This is a genomic window from Adhaeribacter terrigena, assembly GCF_016623615.1.
GTDB lineage: Bacteria > Bacteroidota > Bacteroidia > Cytophagales > Hymenobacteraceae > Adhaeribacter_A > Adhaeribacter_A terrigena.
The window spans coordinates 272,907-291,590 of record NZ_JAEHFX010000002.1; the positions used below are offsets into that span (position 1 = coordinate 272,907).

Annotated in this window: 16 protein-coding genes; 6 read left to right on the forward strand and 10 right to left on the reverse strand. The window is 47.5% G+C overall.

What is annotated here, in order from left to right:
- Positions 1-139 precede the first annotated feature (139 nt).
- The gene (locus tag I5M27_RS05235) at positions 140-2,050 is read left to right on the forward strand and encodes a RecQ family ATP-dependent DNA helicase (RefSeq protein ID WP_200505125.1); all 1,911 of its coding nucleotides are present in this window, start codon (positions 140-142) and stop codon (positions 2,048-2,050) included.
- 258 nt (positions 2,051-2,308) lie between these two features.
- Here the strand turns inward: I5M27_RS05235 and I5M27_RS05240 are convergent, their stop codons facing one another.
- A complete protein-coding gene (locus I5M27_RS05240; RefSeq protein ID WP_200505126.1) occupies positions 2,309-3,508 on the reverse strand; it encodes a phosphoglycerate kinase in 1,200 nt (399 codons plus the stop codon).
- A 212-nt stretch (positions 3,509-3,720) separates the two neighbouring features.
- Here I5M27_RS05240 and I5M27_RS05245 point away from each other — a divergent pair, with 212 nt between their 5' ends.
- From I5M27_RS05245 to I5M27_RS05265, 5 genes are all read left to right on the forward strand, one after another.
- A complete protein-coding gene (locus tag I5M27_RS05245) occupies positions 3,721-4,119 on the forward strand; it encodes a hypothetical protein (protein ID WP_200505127.1) in 399 nt (132 codons plus the stop codon).
- Positions 4,120-4,459: 340 nt separating this feature from the next.
- A complete protein-coding gene (locus tag I5M27_RS05250) occupies positions 4,460-7,165 on the forward strand; it encodes a D-alanine--D-alanine ligase family protein (RefSeq protein ID WP_200505128.1) in 2,706 nt (901 codons plus the stop codon).
- A gap of 111 nt (positions 7,166-7,276) precedes the next feature.
- Complete coding sequence (locus tag I5M27_RS05255) at positions 7,277-8,062, forward strand: PASTA domain-containing protein (protein WP_200505129.1); 786 nt, start codon at positions 7,277-7,279, stop codon at positions 8,060-8,062.
- 20 nt (positions 8,063-8,082) lie between these two features.
- Positions 8,083-9,819, forward strand: coding sequence for a T9SS type A sorting domain-containing protein (locus I5M27_RS05260; protein WP_200505130.1), 1,737 nt, complete (start codon positions 8,083-8,085; stop codon positions 9,817-9,819).
- On the forward strand, positions 9,819-10,115 hold the full coding sequence (locus I5M27_RS05265) for a rhodanese-like domain-containing protein (RefSeq protein ID WP_200505131.1): 297 nt from the start codon (positions 9,819-9,821) through the stop codon (positions 10,113-10,115). Before I5M27_RS05260 ends, I5M27_RS05265 begins: the two co-directional genes overlap by 1 nt.
- A 51-nt stretch (positions 10,116-10,166) precedes the next feature.
- Here the strand turns inward: I5M27_RS05265 and nadB are convergent, their stop codons facing one another.
- From nadB to ric, 9 genes are all read right to left on the reverse strand, one after another.
- Positions 10,167-11,834, reverse strand: a complete 1,668-nt coding sequence (gene nadB / locus I5M27_RS05270) for an L-aspartate oxidase (RefSeq protein WP_200505132.1) — start codon at positions 11,832-11,834, stop codon at positions 10,167-10,169.
- 164 nt (positions 11,835-11,998) lie between these two features.
- Positions 11,999-13,045 (reverse strand): quinolinate synthase NadA, encoded by a 1,047-nt coding sequence (gene nadA, locus I5M27_RS05275; RefSeq protein ID WP_200505133.1) that lies wholly within the window; start codon positions 13,043-13,045, stop codon positions 11,999-12,001.
- 11 nt (positions 13,046-13,056) lie between these two features.
- Positions 13,057-13,527 (reverse strand): RrF2 family transcriptional regulator, encoded by a 471-nt coding sequence (locus I5M27_RS05280; protein WP_200505134.1) that lies wholly within the window; start codon positions 13,525-13,527, stop codon positions 13,057-13,059.
- A gap of 193 nt (positions 13,528-13,720) precedes the next feature.
- A complete protein-coding gene (locus tag I5M27_RS05285; RefSeq protein WP_234462407.1) occupies positions 13,721-14,029 on the reverse strand; it encodes a phosphoribosylpyrophosphate synthetase in 309 nt (102 codons plus the stop codon).
- A gap of 35 nt (positions 14,030-14,064) precedes the next feature.
- Positions 14,065-14,436: a metal-sulfur cluster assembly factor gene (locus I5M27_RS05290; protein ID WP_234462408.1), complete on the reverse strand. Its 372-nt coding sequence runs from the start codon at positions 14,434-14,436 to the stop codon at positions 14,065-14,067.
- Between the two features lie 21 nt (positions 14,437-14,457).
- Complete coding sequence (locus tag I5M27_RS05295; protein ID WP_200505135.1) at positions 14,458-15,786, reverse strand: heme-copper oxidase family protein; 1,329 nt, start codon at positions 15,784-15,786, stop codon at positions 14,458-14,460.
- A complete protein-coding gene (locus tag I5M27_RS05300; protein WP_200505136.1) occupies positions 15,770-16,624 on the reverse strand; it encodes a DUF2249 domain-containing protein in 855 nt (284 codons plus the stop codon). Before I5M27_RS05300 ends, I5M27_RS05295 begins: the two co-directional genes overlap by 17 nt.
- Positions 16,625-16,770: 146 nt before the next feature.
- On the reverse strand, positions 16,771-17,268 hold the full coding sequence (locus I5M27_RS05305) for a hemerythrin domain-containing protein (protein ID WP_200505137.1): 498 nt from the start codon (positions 17,266-17,268) through the stop codon (positions 16,771-16,773).
- A 101-nt stretch (positions 17,269-17,369) separates the two neighbouring features.
- On the reverse strand, positions 17,370-18,323 hold the full coding sequence (gene ric / locus I5M27_RS05310) for an iron-sulfur cluster repair di-iron protein (protein ID WP_200505138.1): 954 nt from the start codon (positions 18,321-18,323) through the stop codon (positions 17,370-17,372).
- Positions 18,324-18,684 lie beyond the last annotated feature (361 nt).

The window sequence follows — 18,684 nt, forward strand, 5'->3', positions numbered from 1 at the left end:
TCCAGGTTTCCGAGACCTGGAAGATTTATTATTTTCAATAACGCTATCCTTTTCGCCCTAAAAACTCTGCGTCCGAATTCCTGCTATAATTGGTAGTTTTAATTCGTAGTTTTGAAGCCTCAAATCATAGCGTTTTCCTTTGCCTGACATTCACCAGATCTTAAAGCAATATTGGGGTTACGACCAGTTCCGGCCGTTGCAGGAAGATATTATTCAGGCTGCTTTAGCCGGAAAAGATACGCTGGCTCTGCTGCCCACCGGCGGCGGAAAATCCATTTGCTTTCAGGTACCGGCCCTGGCTATGGATGGAATTTGCCTGGTCATTTCACCGTTAATCGCGCTGATGAAAGACCAGGTAATGCAGTTGCAGAAACGCGGTATTGCGGCGGTGGCCATTCATGCGGGCTTGAACAAACGGGAAATTGATATTGCGCTGGATAACTGCGTGTACGGCGCTGTGAAATTCCTGTACCTTTCGCCGGAACGTTTGCAAACCGATATTTTCCGGGAACGGGTAAAGAAAATGAACGTTTGTTTGTTGGCCGTAGACGAAGCGCACTGTATTTCACAATGGGGTTATGATTTTCGGCCGCCGTATCTGCAAATTGCCGAATTGCGGGACGTTCTGCCCGAAATTCCCATTCTGGCCCTTACGGCAACCGCTACCGAAACGGTTAAAAAAGACATTCAGGAAAAGCTGGCCTTTAAGCAGGAAAACGTTTTTCAAAGCAGTTTTGCGCGTGCCAATCTTTCTTATTCCGCCCAACCGGCCGAAGATAAAATAAACCGCCTTTCGGAAGTGTTGAAAAGCGTGCCCGGAACGGCCATTGTGTACGTACGCAGCCGCAAACGCACCGTAGAAATTGCCAACGAGTTGCTGCGACGCGGTTTTAAGGCAGCCCCTTATCACGCCGGACTTTCCTTTGAACAACGCAACCAAACGCAAACTGCCTGGCTCGAAAACCGGGTGCAGGTAATGGTGGCTACCAATGCTTTCGGAATGGGAATTGATAAACCGGATGTGCGTTTGGTGGTGCACATCGATCTGCCCGATACTCTGGAAGCGTATTACCAGGAAGCCGGCCGCGCCGGCAGAGACGGGCGTTATGCGTATGCGGTGGTTTTGTTTGCGCCGAATGATCTGCTGGAAGTGCGGGAAAAAATTGAAGAAGCGCATCCGCCAATAGAAGTGTTGCGCAAAACCTATCAGGCGCTGGCTAATTTTTACCAGATCGCCGTAGGCAGCGGGGAATTTGTGAGCTTCGATTTTAACCTGGAAGAGCTGGTTAAAACCTACAAACTCAACCCGCTGGAAACGCACCACAGCCTGAAAAAACTGGAAACGGAAGGCTTTCTGCAACTCAACGATGCGTATTTTTCGCCTTCCAAGGTATACGTACCAGCCGGTAAAGAAGAACTTTACAAATTTCAGGTAGCCAACCGCGATCTGGACCCCTTGCTGAAACTGCTGTTAAGAATGTACGGCGGCGAACTGTTTACCAATTTTGTGAAAATTTCGGAGCGCAGCCTTTCTCAGGCGCTGAAAGTTCCGCAACCGCAGATCGTAAAGATGTTGCAATTCCTGCACAAAGCCGGCGTAATTGTGTACGAACCGCCGCACGACAAACCGCAGGTTATTTTTACCACACCCCGCTACGATGCTGCCACCATGCCGCTAAACCAGAAAAAACTGCAGGATTTCCGCAAACTGGCTCTGGAAAAAGCTGATGCAGTAGTGCGTTACGTGCAAACCGCAAACCGCTGCCGCACCCAAATGCTGCTCGAATATTTCGGCGAAATTACCGATGAAAGTTGCCGCATCTGTGATTATTGTCTGCAGCAAAAGAAGCTCCGGAAACAACAGCAGGAAATGGCGGAAATTGAAAAGCAGATTCTGGAATTACTAAAAGATGAACCGCTTTTGCCTAAAATACTGGTCGGGAATTTCCCCTCCAAACACCGCGAAACGGCCGGAGTTTTACTCCGCGAAATGATAGACTCAGGGAAACTGAAATACCTTGAAAGCGGAGAGTTAACGGTTAGAAAATAAATGACTTACGCGTAAAGACGTAACTGGCGCAAGTGTTCAGCGAAGCGCCATTTGTGACTAAAACATGCTGGCTAGTCTTCATACTTGCGTGAATACTACAACTTAAAAAAAATCAGAAAGGAAGTCACGTAAGTCTGAAGACTTTCTGAAATGTATCAGGCACAAGTGATACTTCGCTTAACGGTTGCGCCCGATAAAAAAAAGCCCTGCCAGGTCCGGCAGGGCTTTCAAAAAATGCTATACTTTTCGGCGTAAAAACTACACCGTTTGAGTCTCCAAAGCGTGTACGCCCGGCAAGGTTTTGCCTTCCATGTATTCTAATAAAGCGCCGCCACCGGTAGAAACGTAAGAAACCTGGTCGCCGTAGTTAAATAAGTTTACTGCAGCCGCAGAATCGCCGCCGCCAATTAAAGAGAAAGCGCCGTTTCTGGTTGCATCAACTACGGCATCGGCTACCGCTTTGGTACCCAACGAGAAATTCGGCATTTCGAAAACGCCCATCGGGCCGTTCCACAGAATCGTTTTGGAGTTGCGGATCACGGTTTCAAAAGCTTCGCGGGCTTCCGGCCCTATATCCAGGCCCATCCAGTTAACCGGAATATGGTGGTTATCCGCCAGGTCTACGTTGGCATCGTTGCTGAATGCATCGGCAATTACTGAATCCTGCGGCAACAATAAATTCACGCCTTTTTCTTTTGCTTTTTGAATTAAAGTTAAAGCCAGGTCCATTTTATCGGCTTCCAGCAGCGAGTTTCCAATGTCGCCACCCTGCGCTTTGGCAAAGGTATAAGCCATGCCGCCGCCAATAATGAGGTTATCTACTTTGTCCAGCAAGCGCTCGATGATCATGATCTTGTCGGAAATTTTCGCGCCGCCCATAATGGCGGTGTACGGACGCTCTACGTTGTCGAGCACTTTGCGGGCATTGTCAAGTTCAGCCTGCATTACGTAGCCGCAAACGCGGTCGTTCGGGAAATAGCGGGCAATTACGGCGGTAGAAGCATGTTCGCGGTGCGCCGTGCCGAAAGCATCGTTCACGTAAACATTGCCTAAGCGGCTCAGTTTGCGGGCAAATTCGGCGTCGCCTTGCTCTTCTTCTTTGTAGAAACGCAGGTTTTCGAGGAGTAAAATCTGACCTGGTTCCAGATCCTGGGCCATGTGCAGGGCTTTTTCGCTCATGCAGTCATCGGCAAATTTCACGTCGGTATTAAACGTTTTGGAAAGGTGGTTTACCAGGTGCTTCAGCGAATATTTCTCTTCGGACCCGGTTTTCGGACGACCCAGATGCGACATTAAAATTACCGAACCGCCATCCTGCAAAATTTTATTAATGGTAGGAACGACCGCCCGGATGCGGGTATCGTCGGTAATTTTAAAATCTTTATCAAGAGGAACGTTAAAATCTACCCGGATAAGGGCTTTTTTACCGGCAAAATTATACTGATCTACAGTTTTCATAAAGTTTTATTTTGAGAATGAAGCTTACGCTGATAGTAAAGCAAAGATATTATTTTTTAGAGAAAATGCCGGGCTTCGTGCGTAAAATGAATTATATATAGTACTTAAACCTTAATAATTGCAATCTCAGAAGGTATAGCGTTATAAAATGGCATTCTTTAATACAATTTTCTTATTTTGCAGTTCTTATAATTTAAGCTAAACTGGTTGCGATGCTACTTTTACACGAATATCCGTTCCTGAAAATTGAAGTCGATGAAAAAACGGCAACCCTGATCATGAGTTGGAACGGTAAATTTACTTCGATGCAGTACCGGGAAGCTACCTTGAACTGTGTGGAAGCCGTAAAGCAATTCAACCTTAAAAACTGGCTCGCGGATACCAGTAAGATCGGTGAAATAAAGACCCAAGACCAGGATTGGACCAACGAAAATATCCTGATCCCGATCTCAGACCTGGGCGTAAAAAAAGTAGCGCTTATTATACCCGAAGACGTTTATAATCATTTGGCTATCAGTTCGATCATGGTTAAAGGCAAAAGCCGGTTCCGGTTCGAATCGCAATATTTCGTGCAAAAAAGAGAAGCGGTAGAATGGTTCGCTAAAAAATAATTATCACCTTTTTCCAGGCTTTATTTCGCCTTTCCCAGTTAATTTCCAGCTAGTTACCTTTATCCGGCTTTTACTTTTTTCGCCCCAAAGCCTACCGTTTTTTTTAATTCTGCTTTCTCTTTCCTGGCATTTCCTGCCCATAATACCTTTCTGAAAAACCATTTTAGCCCGTTTTACAGCCAGCTTCATCTAAAATCCCACTTCCAGGGGTAATTCCGGTTCATGCAAAATCAAAAAACGCTATGGTTTTCACCTCAAAAACTACCTTCCCGGAATTAGGATAGGGTTGGGGTGGGGTCATCAAAATTTATTAACTTTGCAGCAACTGTACCCATATAGAATGAGAATAGGAATAATTTTCGGGGGCCCTTCGCGCGAGCGGGAAATCTCTTTTGCCGGTGGCCGCACCGTTTTCGATAATTTAGATAAAACACTTTTTGAGGCCGTTCCGGTTTTTGTGGATAGCCTGGGCAACTTTATTTTGCTGGACTGGCACCTGATCTACAAAGGTACCATCCGCGATTTTTACCCGCCCGTAGATACCGTTCCGTATTCAGCGCACCATTTGCAGATCTACCTCGAATCTTTGGGCGAGCTGGAAAAGGAAGAGCTTGACGCCATTATTGGCAAAGTAGGCAAGAAAATTCAGCCGCATAAATTCAAGGAGCATTTCGATTTTGCGTTTCTGGCGCTGCATGGACCTTACGGCGAAGATGGCAACATCCAGGGCTTGCTCGAGTGGTACCGCATTCCGTATTCCGGTTCGGGCATACTGGCTTCGGCCATCGGCATCGATAAAATCGTGCAGAAGCAGTTCATGCAGAACAACGGTTTTGCATCGCCAAGTTATAGCGTTATTCCCGCCGAAGTATGGGCCCGGGTGGAGGACCGTCCGGCCATGTTTGAGCAACTGACCTATGAATTGGGTTTACCATTGGTTTTAAAAGCGCCGCACCAGGGTTCTTCCATCGGGGTTTCGGTTTTAAAAGATCCTGATTTCGAGGAATTTGAAACGGCGGTAAACAAGAGCTTTTTCACCAAAAATATTTCGAAAGACGCCTGGCAGGAACTTGATAATGCCGGCAAAGTAAACCTGGTTAAACAACTCACCGACATTCGCGAAGGCATCGGTTTGCCGGTTATTGCCGACGATGAAACCGAAATTTACCATCCGGAAGAACTGCTTAAACACCTGCAATCGGTTTTCACGCTTACCGGTACCGAATTTGTAAGCCTGACGAACGTGGAAACTGAACCGGCCGTTCTGGTAGAAAGCTTTATCCGGGGCAAAGAATTTTCGTGCATTGTGGTGCAGGACGCCGATGGGAAAGCCGTAGCGCTGCCGCCAACCGAGATCGTGAAAGGCAACGACGTATTCGATTACCGTTCCAAATATTTGCCGGGCTTAAGCCGTAAAATCACGCCGATCGATCTTCCGGAAGAACAAATTCAAAAGATCCGCCAGGAATGCGTGCGTTTGTTCGAAGCTTTCGGGTTTAACGTATATGCCAGACTCGACGGTTTTTTCTCTGAAAACGGTACCATTTTCCTGAATGACCCGAACACCACGTCGGGTATGTTGCCTTCGTCGTTCTTTTTCCACCAGGCCGCCGAAATTGGTCTGAACCCGTCGCAATTCCTGACCTATATCATCCGCACTTCGCTGGCGGAACGCATTAAATCGGGCAAAAACGTGCTGGCTTTAACGCAGATGCTCGAAACCCTGGACCGCGCCATTGCCGGAAACCGCATGGCTGTGCAGGACAAAATGAAAGTGGGCGTAATTATGGGCGGCTACTCATCGGAGCGCCATATTTCAGTAGAAAGCGGGCGTAATATTTACGAAAAACTGGCTTCCAGCGCGAAGTATCAGCCCATTCCGATCTTCTTAACTGGTTCTTCGGAGCAGTACAAACTCTACGAAATTCCGGTGAACATTATGCTCAAAGACAACGCCGATGATATCAAGGAGAAAATTGAATTCTACGAAAACGGCGGTCACGCGCACCCGGTTTTAGATAAGATCCGCCAGGAAGCCATTAGCATTACCGCTACTTTTGCCGGGAATGTATTGCAGGAACCGCAGCAGATCTCCTTCAGCCAGTTGGCCAACATGCTAGATGCGGTGTTCATTGCGCTGCACGGCCGTCCGGGTGAAGATGGCGCTTTGCAGGCGAAACTCGAAGAATTCGGCATTCCTTACAACGGTTCGGGCATTGCTTCTTCGCAGATCACCATTAATAAATACGATACGAACGAAATTCTGCGCAAGCACGGCATGCATGTAGCGCAGCACGCGCTGGTTTCCAAGGCAGACTGGCAGAAAAACGCTACCGATTTTTACGAAAAAGTAGAAGTGAATTTCTCGTATCCGTTCATTGCCAAACCTTCAGATGACGGTTGTTCTTCGGCGGTGAAAAAGATCAAGAACCGCGAAGAACTGGAAGCGTTCACGAATTTAATTTTCCGCGAAGGCGACGACCTGATCCCGGAACATGCCCGCACGCTGGCTTTAAACTACAAAGAGGAATTCCCGAACAAGCAGGTTTATTTAATTGAAAACCTGATCTCGGCGGAAGGCGCGAAGCACTTCCTGGAAGTTACCGGCGGGTTGCTCACGAAGTTTTTACCCGATGGCAAAGTTGCCTACGAAATATTCGAAGCTTCGGAAGCGTTAGCGGTGGGTGAAGTGTTATCGCTGGAAGAGAAATTCTTAGCCGGGGAAGGCCAGAATATTACCCCGGCGCGCTACGATTCGGATCCGGAAAGGCGCCAGGAAATCTCAGATAAAGTGAAAGCTGACCTGCTGAAAGTGGCGCAGATCCTGAACATTGAAGGCTACGCGCGCATTGATGCGTTTGTGCGGGTTTTGGAAAATGACGAAGTGGAAACGATCATCATCGAGGTGAACTCTTTGCCCGGCATGACCCCGGCCACGTGCATTTTCCACCAGACGGCTATAAACGGTTATAAACCTTACGACTTTATCGATAAGATATTGACCTACGGCATGGAACGTAATCATAAAAAAGCGCAGGTACATTAAATTAGTTGTTGGTTGTTCGTTTTTGGTTGTTGGAAAATATCCGGAACTTCATTCAAGAAATTTTTTGACCCCAAAAACTAACAACCAACAACCAACAACGAACAACCAAATATGAGTTTTTTTAAAGCAAATTCTTTTGCCGATGTGCTCAAGCATATCCTGGTAATTCTGGTGGTGGTTTTTATGCTGCTGGGGTTCTTCTTTTTTGTGTATCTGCCCAGCACAACCAACCACGGCGAAACCATTTCGGTGCCTAAAATTACGGGCATGACCTTGCCGGAAATTGAAGATTATCTCGACGACCAGAACCTGCGTTATTACGTTTCCGATTCGAGTTACAACCCGGGCATTAAACCCTACGTGATCTTATCGCAGGACCCGGTGCCGGGCGCCAAAGTGAAAGAGAACCGCAAAATTTACATCAGCGTGAACATGAAGAATCCGCCCATCATTAAAATGCCTAAACTGGTGGATGGTTCTTTGAAAAATGCGCAGATGATCCTGAAAAGCTACGATCTGATGGTAGGGGAAATTACCTACGTACCGGATCTGGCCCAGAACGCAGTTTTAAAGCAGTTCGTAAAAGGTAAGGAAATTAAGCCTGGTGATCCGGTAGCCAAAGGCTCGGTGGTAGATTTAGTGGTTGGCGACGGCGAAGGCAATACGGAATTCGATGTTCCTAACGTTGTAGGTATGCCGGTAGATGAAGCCAGCGTTTTACTGGTAGGGCAGGGGTTGCAGATCGGCAGCATTAATTACGTGCAGGAGGCCGGTAAGCCAAATGGTTCGGTGGTGCGGCAGCGCCCGGTTGCCGGGCAAGGTGCTAAAATTAAAGTCGGTCAGCTGGTAGATATCTGGGTAAATGGCCCGGAACCGGTACAAGGGTTGGAAGAATAAACATATAAACCATACTTTTTATGCGGAAAACGATACCGTTTGCGTTGCTTTTTTTCTTGTTCCAGGTAAGAGTTTTTGCCCAGCTTTCGCTACCGTTTTTCGACGATTTTGCCCGCTACAACAACCGCCTGGATGCTACCAAATGGTTACCCCAAAGCAGCGTTTATGTAAACGATCGTTTCAGCAATAATCCGGTTTCGAAGAATATTGTTACCTTCAACGGGTTTCTGGCCGATGGGAAAATTAATGCCAGCAGCAGCCAGAGTATTGTGGAAGTAGATACGCTTACCTCTCGGCCCATAAACCTGAGCAACCGCAGCGCCGCCGATTCGGTTTACTTAAGTTTTTTTCTGCAAACCGGCGGCATTGGCAATAACCCGGGTTCTAACGCCAGCTTTAAAGTAGAATTTAAGACCAATACGGGCGTTTGGGAACAGGCTTTTCAGCGCAGCGGTACGCCCACGCAGGCGGCTTTGCCAAACTTTACGCCGTTCTTTGTTCGCATTTCCGATCCGAAGTTTTTCCATGCTAATTTTCAGTTCCGCTTCCGGAGCACGGGCCGAACCAGTCTGGTGCGCGATACCTGGAACCTGGATTACGTGCTGCTGAACAGCGGCCGGCAAAAGAACAATGCGTTGATGGTAGACGATGTGGCTTTGATTCAACCGCTCAATTCAATCCTAAAGCGTTACAGTGCCATGCCGGCGCATCAGTTCATCGGCCACGTAGCTACCGAACTGAACGATTCTTTGTATACCGTTCTTAAAAACCTTTCCGGACAGCCCCGCGCCGATAGCTTACTGGCTTTGGTGCAGGTTGGTAACAATGCTCCGGTACGGTTCGATAATTCCATTGTAGCCATTAATCCCTTTCCGGCCACTTATCTTTATAGTGCCACACCAACTGCCGCCCCCTTCAGTTCAGTATCTGGTGCGGTAAATATTAAAAGCATAATAGTAGTAGAAAACAACGAAGCCTCGCTAGCAACCCAGTACAACGATACCATTACCCGCATTACGCCCCTGCAGAATTATTACGCTTACGACGATGGTTCTGCTGAAAGTGTAGTTAGCGTACAGCAAGGTGTAACAGGCCAGATCGCGCATAAATTCACGGTGAATAAAGCCGATATGGTAGAAGCGCTGACGTTTTACTTGCCCAAAGTACAGAATCAGAAAGGCACTTTTGTAAATTTTCGGATCTGGGATGAAGTGAACGGAAACCCAGCGCCAAGCCCGCGGTTTAACTACGGATTTTCCGTGCCTGATATTTCCCGGCTTGATACTTTTATTACCATTCCGGTTAATCCGCCGGTTTCTGTTTCGAGTTCATTTTACGTAGGCTGGAGCTCCAGCAACCAATATTTCTTTTCTGTAGGTTTGGACCGCAACGAATCCTCCCGGGGTAATGCCCGATTCCTTATAGCCGGAAATAGTTGGCAAAATTATTCTAATATTGATGGAGCTATCATGTTGCGGCCGGTAATGAACAATAATATTGTAGGCATTTCTGAGAATCAGCAGGCTAAACCAAACGTTCAGGTTTACCCGAACCCGGCCACCGCCGTTGTAAATATCAAAGGCAATTTTGATGCTGTGCGCTTGCTGACGTTAACCGGCCAGCTTGTTTTGGAAAAAGCCGGAATGGCAGCCGAAACACAATTGCAAACCAGCCATTTAAAACCCGGCATGTATTTGTTACAGGTCGTAAATAAAAACCGCATTCAAACGCATAAACTCATCATTCAACCAAACTAATGAACCAAGATATTACGCCTGCCGAACTGAAAGAACGCCTTGCCAAAGGAGAAAACCCATTTATCGTAGACGTGCGCGAAGACTGGGAGTACCAGGAACAAAACATCGGCGCCTTAAACATTCCGCTTGGTGCCTTGCCTGATCGCCTGGAAGAACTGGAAGACCACAAAAACGACGAAATAATTGTGCATTGCCGTTCCGGCGCCCGCTCGGCTTCGGCCAGAGCATTTTTACAGCAACAGGGTTTTACCAACGTGCGCAACTTAACCGGCGGCATTATGGCTTACAACGGCTAAAATATTGCAGTAAAAAATAAAAAAAGAGCAGCCCGAAAAGCTGCTCTTTTTTTATGTCTTCAGGCTAAAAACGCTATGCTTTCCGGCCGAAAAAGTGCCGGTTGGATTTTTAATGAAGGTCTTTTCGAAGGGTTTTTTGAACCGGTTAATGATAAATGAAACGCTTGCTGCCTTAGAATTTGATTTCGTTTCTACTTCAATAAAATGGCAACCAACGCTTTCGGTCCTATGTAAAGCCGCTTCCGTGATTAGCAAACCAACCTGCGCGAGATTCTGCAATTCCTGCAACGGTACCGAAAAAGCAAATTGCTGTTTAAGCTGCGTAGTTTCCGAAAGCAATTGTTCCAGTTTTTCACGGCATAAAAGCAAGCCCGGCACGGTGCGCACAATGCCCACATACGTCCACATCAGCTCCTGGATTCCTGCTTTTTTTCGCTGAACTTTTTGGTTTGGAAAAACGGGCAACTGAACAGAATTGGTTGTTGTTTCTTCCGGTTTCAAGTCCGAAAACGCTATGCTTTTGAGCGTTAAAAGTGCGGCTTCCGCAGCCCGACGACCAAAGATCCAGCCTTCCGGCAACGAATTGCTGGCCAGCCGGTTTGCCCCGTGAACGCCCGTACAAGCCACTTCGCCGCAGGCATAAAGCCCGGGAATGGAAGTCTGGCCAGAAGCATCCGTTTTAACGCCGCCGCACATAAAATGCGCCGCAGGCACCACCGGAATTAAGTCGGCGCGCATATCCAGGCCGCTTTCCAGGCAACGCGCAAAGATTTTCGGAAACCGAACAGGAATTTCTTCTGAAGGCAAAGGTCGTAGATCTAAATACACACATGCCGCATCTGCCTTTTGCATTTCCTTCTGAATAGCCCGTGAAACCACATCGCGTGGCGCCAAACTTCCCAAGGCATGATAGTTATTCATGAACGCAATCCCATCTTCATTCACCAGTTTCGCCCCAAAGCCCCGAACCGCTTCGCTTATCAGGAAAGTTGGTTTGCCTGGGTCGTAAAGTGAAGTAGGGTGGAACTGCACAAACTCCAGATCTTTCAGTTTAGCACCGGCGCGGTACGCCATCGCAAGGCCGTCACCGGTGGCTATTACTGGATTGGTAGTGTGCTGATAAACCTGTCCCGCTCCGCCAGTGGCCAGCATAACTGCTTTCGCATAAACCGGAAAAACGGTGTCTTTTTCAGTTGAAAAAGTCTGTACGCCAATGCATTTTTTTTCGCCTTCATTATTTTCTGAAAGCAGCAGATCAACAGCAAAATGATCTTCCAGCAGCGTGATATTCGGATGTGTTTTTACCGCTTTTAGCAGCGCTTCCTGAATACTCAAACCCGTGTAGTCGTGCGTATGCACAATGCGGTGGTGGCTGTGCCCGCCTTCGCGGCCGAGGTCTAAAGCTCCCTGCGCGTTTCGGGTGAAATTTACGCCGAGTTCCTGTAATTCCTGGATGCAAAGCGGTGCTTTTTCGGCTAACAGGCGTACCATTTCTTCGTCGCACATACCAGCCCCAGCCGTTAGGGTATCGGCAACGTGAATTTCAAAGGTATCTTTTGGATCAGTTACCGCCGAAAGTCCGCCTTGCGCGAAACTGGTATTGGTCTGGTCGGCTTTTCCTTTGCAGATCACGCCCACTGTGCCGAGTTTCGCCACTTTCAATGCAAAACCCAGTCCGCCAATGCCACTGCCAATTACCAAAAAATCGTAGGAAAGCATGCCTTTAAGAGGTTAATTCAAAAGATTCATCCAGGCCGAAGCTGAGGAAACTATTGCGTACCGAACCCAAACGTTAGGCAATTTTTACTTCGCTTCATAATAGTACCGGGCAGTTTCCTCGGCTTCGCTCGGGATGACCATAAATCAGAATGACACAATAGTTTTTAACTAAAAGCCAGCATCCGTTCAATTGGGATGAAAGCTTTCTGGCGGATGGTTTCATCGAGCTCGATAAGGAAAGCGGCTTCTTCCGGGCTGCCTAAAGCACGTAACGAGGCCAACGTGCGTTCCAGAGAGATCTGTTTCATGTGCGGACATTTGACGCAGGGAACAATAAATTCTTTCTGCGGATACATGCCGCGCAGAGTTGCGCCCAAATCACATTCTGAACCCAGAATAAATTGAGGTGCTTTGCTTTCGCCTACGTGCCGGATGATGTCGGAAGTGCTGCCTACAATGCCGCCGCCGCGCTCCAACGATTCGGCTACGGTCTGGTCTGGAACTTCCCAGTGGACAAGCACTTCGGCACCCGGATATTGCAGTTGGAGGCCTTTAATGCGCTGGGGCGTGAATTGTTCGTGTACTTCGCAGGCGCCGTTCCACAAGATCAGGTTTTTGCCGGTTTCTTCTTTAATCCTGGCCTGCAGGTTTTTGCCCATAAATTCGTCCGGCAAAAAAATCAGTTCGTCGCCCTCAAACGATTTGGCAATTTCCAGTGCATTCCGCGAGGTGCAGCAAATATCTACTTCGGCTTTGGTCTCGGCGTAGGTGTTTATATAGGCTATAACCGGCACGCCGGGGTGTTTGGCTTTCAGTTGGCGCACGTCTTTGCCGGTTATACTTTCGGCCAGGGAACAACCGGCTAACATACTGGGCAACAATACATTTTTAGCAGGGTTCAGAATTTTAGCGGTTTCGGCCATGAACTTTACGCCGCAGAAAATAATATTATCGGCCTGAACTTTTGTGGCAGCCACGCTTAGCGCTAAAGAATCACCTACGAAATCAGCAATGCCCCCGTCGGCTTCGGTTATCTGTAGTTCGGCGGGCATGTAAAAATGCGCCAGCACCACCGCGTTCTTTTCTTTTTTCAGCGCCCGGATCTCTTCCACCATTTCCAGCATTCGCGCATCCGGCTCAGCAGAACCCGGCGGCAGCATCGACATTAATTTCTGGGAAAAAAGGGCGGTTTCGGTTAAAATTTCTGACATGATGATTTTGTTTAACAGCTTTGAGGCGGAATAAGATCGGTGGGAATTTCGAAGCTGGTCAGGAAAGCCTCGCCGGCTTCAAGGTTGTTTACCAAGTCCTGCAAGGTACGTTTCCGGAAAAGCTGGGCCAGGCCGTCGCGGTACACTTTAAAATCCTGGTGCAACGGACAAGGGTGCTTATCGGAACATTGTTTCAGACCCAGGCCGCAGCGCTTAAAAGCTTCCAGCCCGTCTATTTCCCGGATCACGTCTAAAACCGTGATGCTGGCCGCCGGAAGTTCCAGAAAGAAACCGCCATGCGGGCCTTTGGTGGAAGCGAGCAAACCTTTGCGCACCAGTTCCTGCAGAATTTTGCCAATGAACGCCATCGGAATACCCAGCTCAGTCGCGATCTCTCTGATCCCGATCTTGTTTGCCGGCGAGGCATGCAGCGCAATGTAGATCATGGCGCGCAACGCATATTCCGTGGTTTTTGTAAGCATTTAATTTAACGTTTTTCGTGCAATTCTGCGGCAGTTTTTCGTGCTGAAACCCTACCGTTTTTTACGATGAAAGCTCTTTCCGATTACTTATTCTATCCCAAAATTCCGTAATAACCGAAGCCTAAAAAATGAGAAAAGTCACTTTAAGGAATGACTTTCTACGGAGTTTTTATACCGGAAAGCATAGCGTTTTTCAGGAAGTTTTCTGATGAAGCGCCTGCACCATTTCGTGCGTAAGTGCGCTGCTGGAAGGGCCGTAACCATTTACCAACGTGCCTTTAACCTTGTGCTTTGCCGAAGATATGGCATAAATAATGGCTTCGTCGCCGGGGTCTGTCATGCCTTCGAAACGGTAGGTTTTATCAACTGAAAACTCATGGGGGAAGATCTGCAGCATGTTGCCGTGGCATTCCAGGCAGTTGTCTTTCAGATTGAAATCGGTGGTGTAACCTTCGCGGTGCAAATGGTCTAACACTTCGGTAAGGGTGGTCATCTGGATCATGGCTATGATTTTTAAGAAGTGAAAAATCCCCGTATTCAGGTAAACAAATTATCCCAGATGCTGCCGGTTTTTTCGGGTTTTTTAGTGCCGAAGAAACCACCGTCGAGTTGCCGCTGGCCTTCTTCGGTGATCATTTCGGGCTCCCAAGCCGGGAACCACACTAGGTCCACTTTTACGGTGTAGCCCGGCAAATGGCGGCCCAGCAGATTGGTAACAGTGCCGGTAATGGTGTTGCTCATCGGGCAGCCAGGCGTGGTGAGCGTCATGGTCACTTTTATTTCCTTGTGTTCCGAAAGCGAAAGTTCATACACCAGCCCGAGGTCTACGATATTGATGCCAATTTCGGGGTCTATTACTTCCTTCAACAGCTCATTGGCCATACTCAGAATGCTTGTTTGCTCGTCCATAATATTGCGGTTTTACGGGTTTTAATTTTTTACTTTTTCGGCGGTTTTGGCTACCGTTTTCTGCGGAATTTCCGGCGGTTTTTGGAATACCAGCCAGACCATTTTAAATATGCTCAGGTTGTAAAGCAGGGCTGTGAGTACCATCAGACTTCCCCCAGCCAGAATGGTTTCCCGCTGAAAAAGGGCCGTGCCGATGATCAGAATGATGAAGCCAATGGCGTACACGAAGTTTTGCAGCTGCACCAGTTTTTCAGAGTACAGATCTTTGGGTTGCGGAATAGGCATTTTGCCGGCCAGGTCCTGGTAGCGGTTCAGCCAGACAATAAAGGGCAAAGTTTTAAAGGTTTGCCCCAGAATCAAAGCCGAAAGAAAGCCCATGAAAACCGAAATGCCATATACTAAATAAAGGTGCAAACGCAGCTTTTCGGGTAGCGGGAAAATCTCGCTTACGGCTACCATCAGCACGATCGGCAAGGTCATCATAACCACCGCCACCAGCGATTGTTTCATGCCGGCATCCTGGTTTTTGCGCATCCGTTTCCGGTAGGCATCCAGCACGAAAAGGCCGAAAAGAAGGATTCCCATTCCCACCAAAGCGCCATACAAAAGCTGAAATCTGGTCTGGAAAAAAAGCTGGTCGGCAGCAAATAAAAGCAGCCCGAAATTGATGAGGTAATAACTGGCGGAAAGCTTTTTGGTAGAAACGTGGTGGCTCAGTAAAAACATGGGCAGTAATTTAGAGCCCACACCAATAATGAGCAGCACAAACCAGCCGGCCATGCCGATGTGCGCGTGCAGTTTTAAATAATGCAAATGTTGCTCTGGCAGAAACGGGAACTGAAAATTAATGGCCATCAGCAAGCCGATAACGCCGGTGATGAAAAGCCAGATGCCCGAAGTAGCAATAAAGTCGGTTTCGATAGTCCATTGCTTTACTTTGCGCACCGTGAGAATCACGTTCAGGTTGAAAAGCGCAAAGGCCGTAACTAAGGCGCAGGCAGCAATGTGCAGCGGCCAGTGCACCTGAAAATGCCAGAAAGCAAAGGCAATTAAAACAGTACCAAACGCTAGTAAAAAAAAGGTAAAATAAGCCAGTTTGTTGCTGTAAAGCGGCACTTGCAGAATAACCGGCAAAAGCTGATAAAGCGCGCCGAAAATGATCATGGTAGCCCAGCCCAGCGCGGCTACGTGCGTAAGCGTAAGCAGTTTCGGGTGAAAAAAGTGGCCGCCAAAAGCATCGGTGGAAAAAAGCAGCAACACGTTCAGCGCCAAAAAAGCCAGCGCGGCGAACGCGTAATGCGGCAGCACCACGCTTATTTTGGTGGCATTGCTTTTAGTTAACGCTTCCATGGTTTTCGGGGTAAAGGATCAGGTCCACCCGCTCCGGCGAAATTTCCCGAAACGTGTAGGCAAACCCGCGTTCGGCTAGTTGCGGCAACAGAAATTGCGGCACCCGTTTATGGATCACGAACAATGCTTCACCGGGTTTTAAGTCGGCAAGCGTTTCTAAAATAGTGGTCATAGGCAGCGGCATTTCCAGGTATCGTACGTCAATTTCGCGCAGCCGACCGGCAAATTTTTGCTTCATTTCCCCGAAAGTATTTTTGGCATCCGGTTGTGCTAACGTTTCGACTTTTTCGGCTGCATTCGCTACCGTTTTATTCGCTACCTTTTTATAGAAATAGGTGTAAACCAGGTTCGCCGAAATTTCTTCCACGAAATGCCGGTAACCGCGTTTGTTCAGAATGGTAATGAGTGGCGTCGGCTCGAAGGTATTAATGAGCTTCAGGGCCTGTGATGGCTGCAGATCTTTCACCGCTTCCATGATCAGGTTGAAGGGATCGTTGCCGGTTTCGATGGCTTCGCGTACGTCCAGCTCCACAAAATCAGTGGGCATATCCGAAGGCTTCGCTTTTGTTTGTGACTGAACTGAAGCCGGGGATTTAGCCGCCAAAACGTTATCGTTTTCCGACTGAAAACCCAGCGGTTCCAGCTTCTCAAAAAACGTGGCTACGGTAGCATTTCCAATGCGCGCGGCATCGGCAATGGTAACACGGCTGGCCAGTATTTTGCGCAAAATAGGGTTACGCAACTTCTCGAAATGCGAATTGATGGACGCTATCGCATCGATGGCCTTCGGGTTTTCTTTGATGAGCGCCGAGATCTTGGTTTGCGGACTGATTTTCATAGCGTTTTTCGGTTTGGTTTACGCTGGTTTTTTGATTATGCTGTTACGCCGTTGTTGGTGCTTTTACCAACAACTTATAGCTGCAGAATTTGGGTTGTTGGTGAAAACACCAACAACGGCAAGATACTTATATCAGGTTATCACTACTACTTGCTCACCCAGAATTCCGGCTGGAAATTATCTTCCGGCTCGGCGTATTCTTCTGCTAGATGCTTGCCGATTTTAGTTAATTGTTCCAGGCTGGCTTGCTGTTCGAGGTAAGGGAAAAAAGTGCGTTCTTCGTAGCGAATGTGGTCAGTTAAATAGGTGTGGAGTGTTTCAAAAACCGCTTCCGAAAATTCGGTTTTAGCTTCAATCTGGTCAATGAGTTTTCGCACTGTTTCGTGTTCCCGCAAAATTTTATACCGCTGCACATCCGTAGCCGGTAAAATGTTTAAAAGCAGGTCTTCTTCGGCCAGAAAATGCTCCTGCAAACCAGTTTCCCAGAAATAAAGCACGTAGTCGCGCATGGTTTCCAGGCTGGCATTTTTAGCTAAACCTTGCTTGATTTTCCAGGCAAAAAGCAGCCCGAAATGGTGTTCCCGGCTCAGCGGCACCAGATTCGGATCGCGCTTGATAGGTTGTTTTTTGGTGGTAGTTTCCATAACGGTATGGTTTTGAGGGTAAAAACTCATGTAATGAAAGAAGGCAGGACCAGCCGCACCCGGCCCCGCCAACTTCTCTCACATCAACAATTGCGGTTCAACTACACAAAAAATTCTTTCTCCAGGGCAATTGCTTTCGGGAAGAGAATGTTGTTTTCCAGGTGAATGTGGTTGAAAAGATCATCCTCGAACTCCTGAAGTTTGGCAAATGCTACGCGGTAGGTGGCGCAGGCATCGGCCGGTAATTCGTAATTATTGGTCAGCTGGCGGATGGCTTCCATAGAGCTGCCAGCGGCTTCGTGTTCCATTTCCATCATGTTGATCGGGCTCTGGATAGTGCCAAATGCTGGACGGTCCATCTTGGCGCCGTTCTTTTTAGCTTCTTCTAGTTGCTTAATGTAAGGGAATAAAATGCGTTCTTCTTTTGGCATGTGCGAAGTAAGTTCGGCAGCAACCGCCGCGAAATGTTTAGCCACCTCAATCAATTCCGGATGGCGTTCACCGTGTACGCGGGCAATTTTAGTGGTGTATTCCGTTAGTGCCGGCAGCGATTCTACCACGTAAGAATGGTGTTTGTTTACGATGTAATCGCCCAGGAAACCGAGACCCCAATTGTCGTAGTTTTCAGTTTTTGGCGCCGGCGTATCGGTGAAAGCATTCAGTTCCGCTTCTACTTTATCGGCATCGATTCCTTTTTCTTCGCAGGCTGCTTTTACCGATTTTTTACCTCCGCAGCAGAAATCCAGACCGTATTTTTTGAAGACCTGCGCCTTGCGGTAATCCTTGGCCACCAACTCACCGATTGTTTCACCTTCTTCAGCGGTATTTTTGGTTATGCGCACTTCCCAGATCTCTGGACCTTGCTCTAAGTATTCCCACTTAAATATGTTGCCGCGTTCGCCAAGTAACTGATAATAAACTGGTTTCGGGTCGTGGTCGTTATGAATAATTAAGCTTTCGCCGCCCTGCAACTCGTCAAAACGCGCAAAAATAGTAGGGTGCTTCATCCGAGGTTCCAGCACAGTTACATCAATAAATACTTCAGTGGTTTCCATAAATTTCGGTTTGTTAAGGATGATACATTTAGGTTTCAAATAAATAAAGACTAGTTTGTCTTTTATTTTTCGCCAAGTTTTCAACTCTCCGATTTCTCCTGCGGAGCCTCATCATGTTCTTACCTGACATTACAAAAGTAGGGGGTAAAATTGCCGGCATGAATGACCTGCATCAAACTGAAAAGTGATTGATATCAGTTGAGAAAATATATTTTCTGATATGAGGAATTTGTTGTGGATTTTTCTTTTGGAAGAAAAAATTACCTTTCAGCATTGAAAGAAAATTCTTTTTAGCGCTTGGTTCAAACCCTATACTACAAAGAGAAAAATCTTCCTGAATTCCCTAAGAATAAAGAATTGA

Excerpts from the sequence above, each read along its gene's own strand:
- nadA (WP_200505133.1), bottom strand. The coding sequence starts at position 13,045 with ATGTCAGAAATTTTAACCGAAACCGCCCTTTTTTCCCAGAAATTAATG.
- I5M27_RS05300 (WP_200505136.1), bottom strand. The coding sequence starts at position 16,624 with ATGAAAATCAGTCCGCAAACCAAGATCTCGGCGCTCATCAAAGAAAAC.
- I5M27_RS05295 (WP_200505135.1), bottom strand. The coding sequence starts at position 15,786 with ATGGAAGCGTTAACTAAAAGCAATGCCACCAAAATAAGCGTGGTGCTG.
- I5M27_RS05265 (WP_200505131.1), top strand. The coding sequence starts at position 9,819 with ATGAACCAAGATATTACGCCTGCCGAACTGAAAGAACGCCTTGCCAAA.
- I5M27_RS05255 (WP_200505129.1), top strand. The coding sequence starts at position 7,277 with ATGAGTTTTTTTAAAGCAAATTCTTTTGCCGATGTGCTCAAGCATATC.
- ric (WP_200505138.1), bottom strand. The coding sequence starts at position 18,323 with ATGGAAACCACTGAAGTATTTATTGATGTAACTGTGCTGGAACCTCGG.
- I5M27_RS05290 (WP_234462408.1), bottom strand. The coding sequence starts at position 14,436 with ATGGACGAGCAAACAAGCATTCTGAGTATGGCCAATGAGCTGTTGAAG.
- I5M27_RS05280 (WP_200505134.1), bottom strand. The coding sequence starts at position 13,527 with ATGCTTACAAAAACCACGGAATATGCGTTGCGCGCCATGATCTACATT.
- I5M27_RS05240 (WP_200505126.1), bottom strand. The coding sequence starts at position 3,508 with ATGAAAACTGTAGATCAGTATAATTTTGCCGGTAAAAAAGCCCTTATC.
- I5M27_RS05250 (WP_200505128.1), top strand. The coding sequence starts at position 4,460 with ATGAGAATAGGAATAATTTTCGGGGGCCCTTCGCGCGAGCGGGAAATC.
- nadB (WP_200505132.1), bottom strand. The coding sequence starts at position 11,834 with ATGCTTTCCTACGATTTTTTGGTAATTGGCAGTGGCATTGGCGGACTG.
- I5M27_RS05260 (WP_200505130.1), top strand. The coding sequence starts at position 8,083 with ATGCGGAAAACGATACCGTTTGCGTTGCTTTTTTTCTTGTTCCAGGTA.
- I5M27_RS05245 (WP_200505127.1), top strand. The coding sequence starts at position 3,721 with ATGCTACTTTTACACGAATATCCGTTCCTGAAAATTGAAGTCGATGAA.
- I5M27_RS05285 (WP_234462407.1), bottom strand. The coding sequence starts at position 14,029 with ATGATCCAGATGACCACCCTTACCGAAGTGTTAGACCATTTGCACCGC.
- I5M27_RS05305 (WP_200505137.1), bottom strand. The coding sequence starts at position 17,268 with ATGGAAACTACCACCAAAAAACAACCTATCAAGCGCGATCCGAATCTG.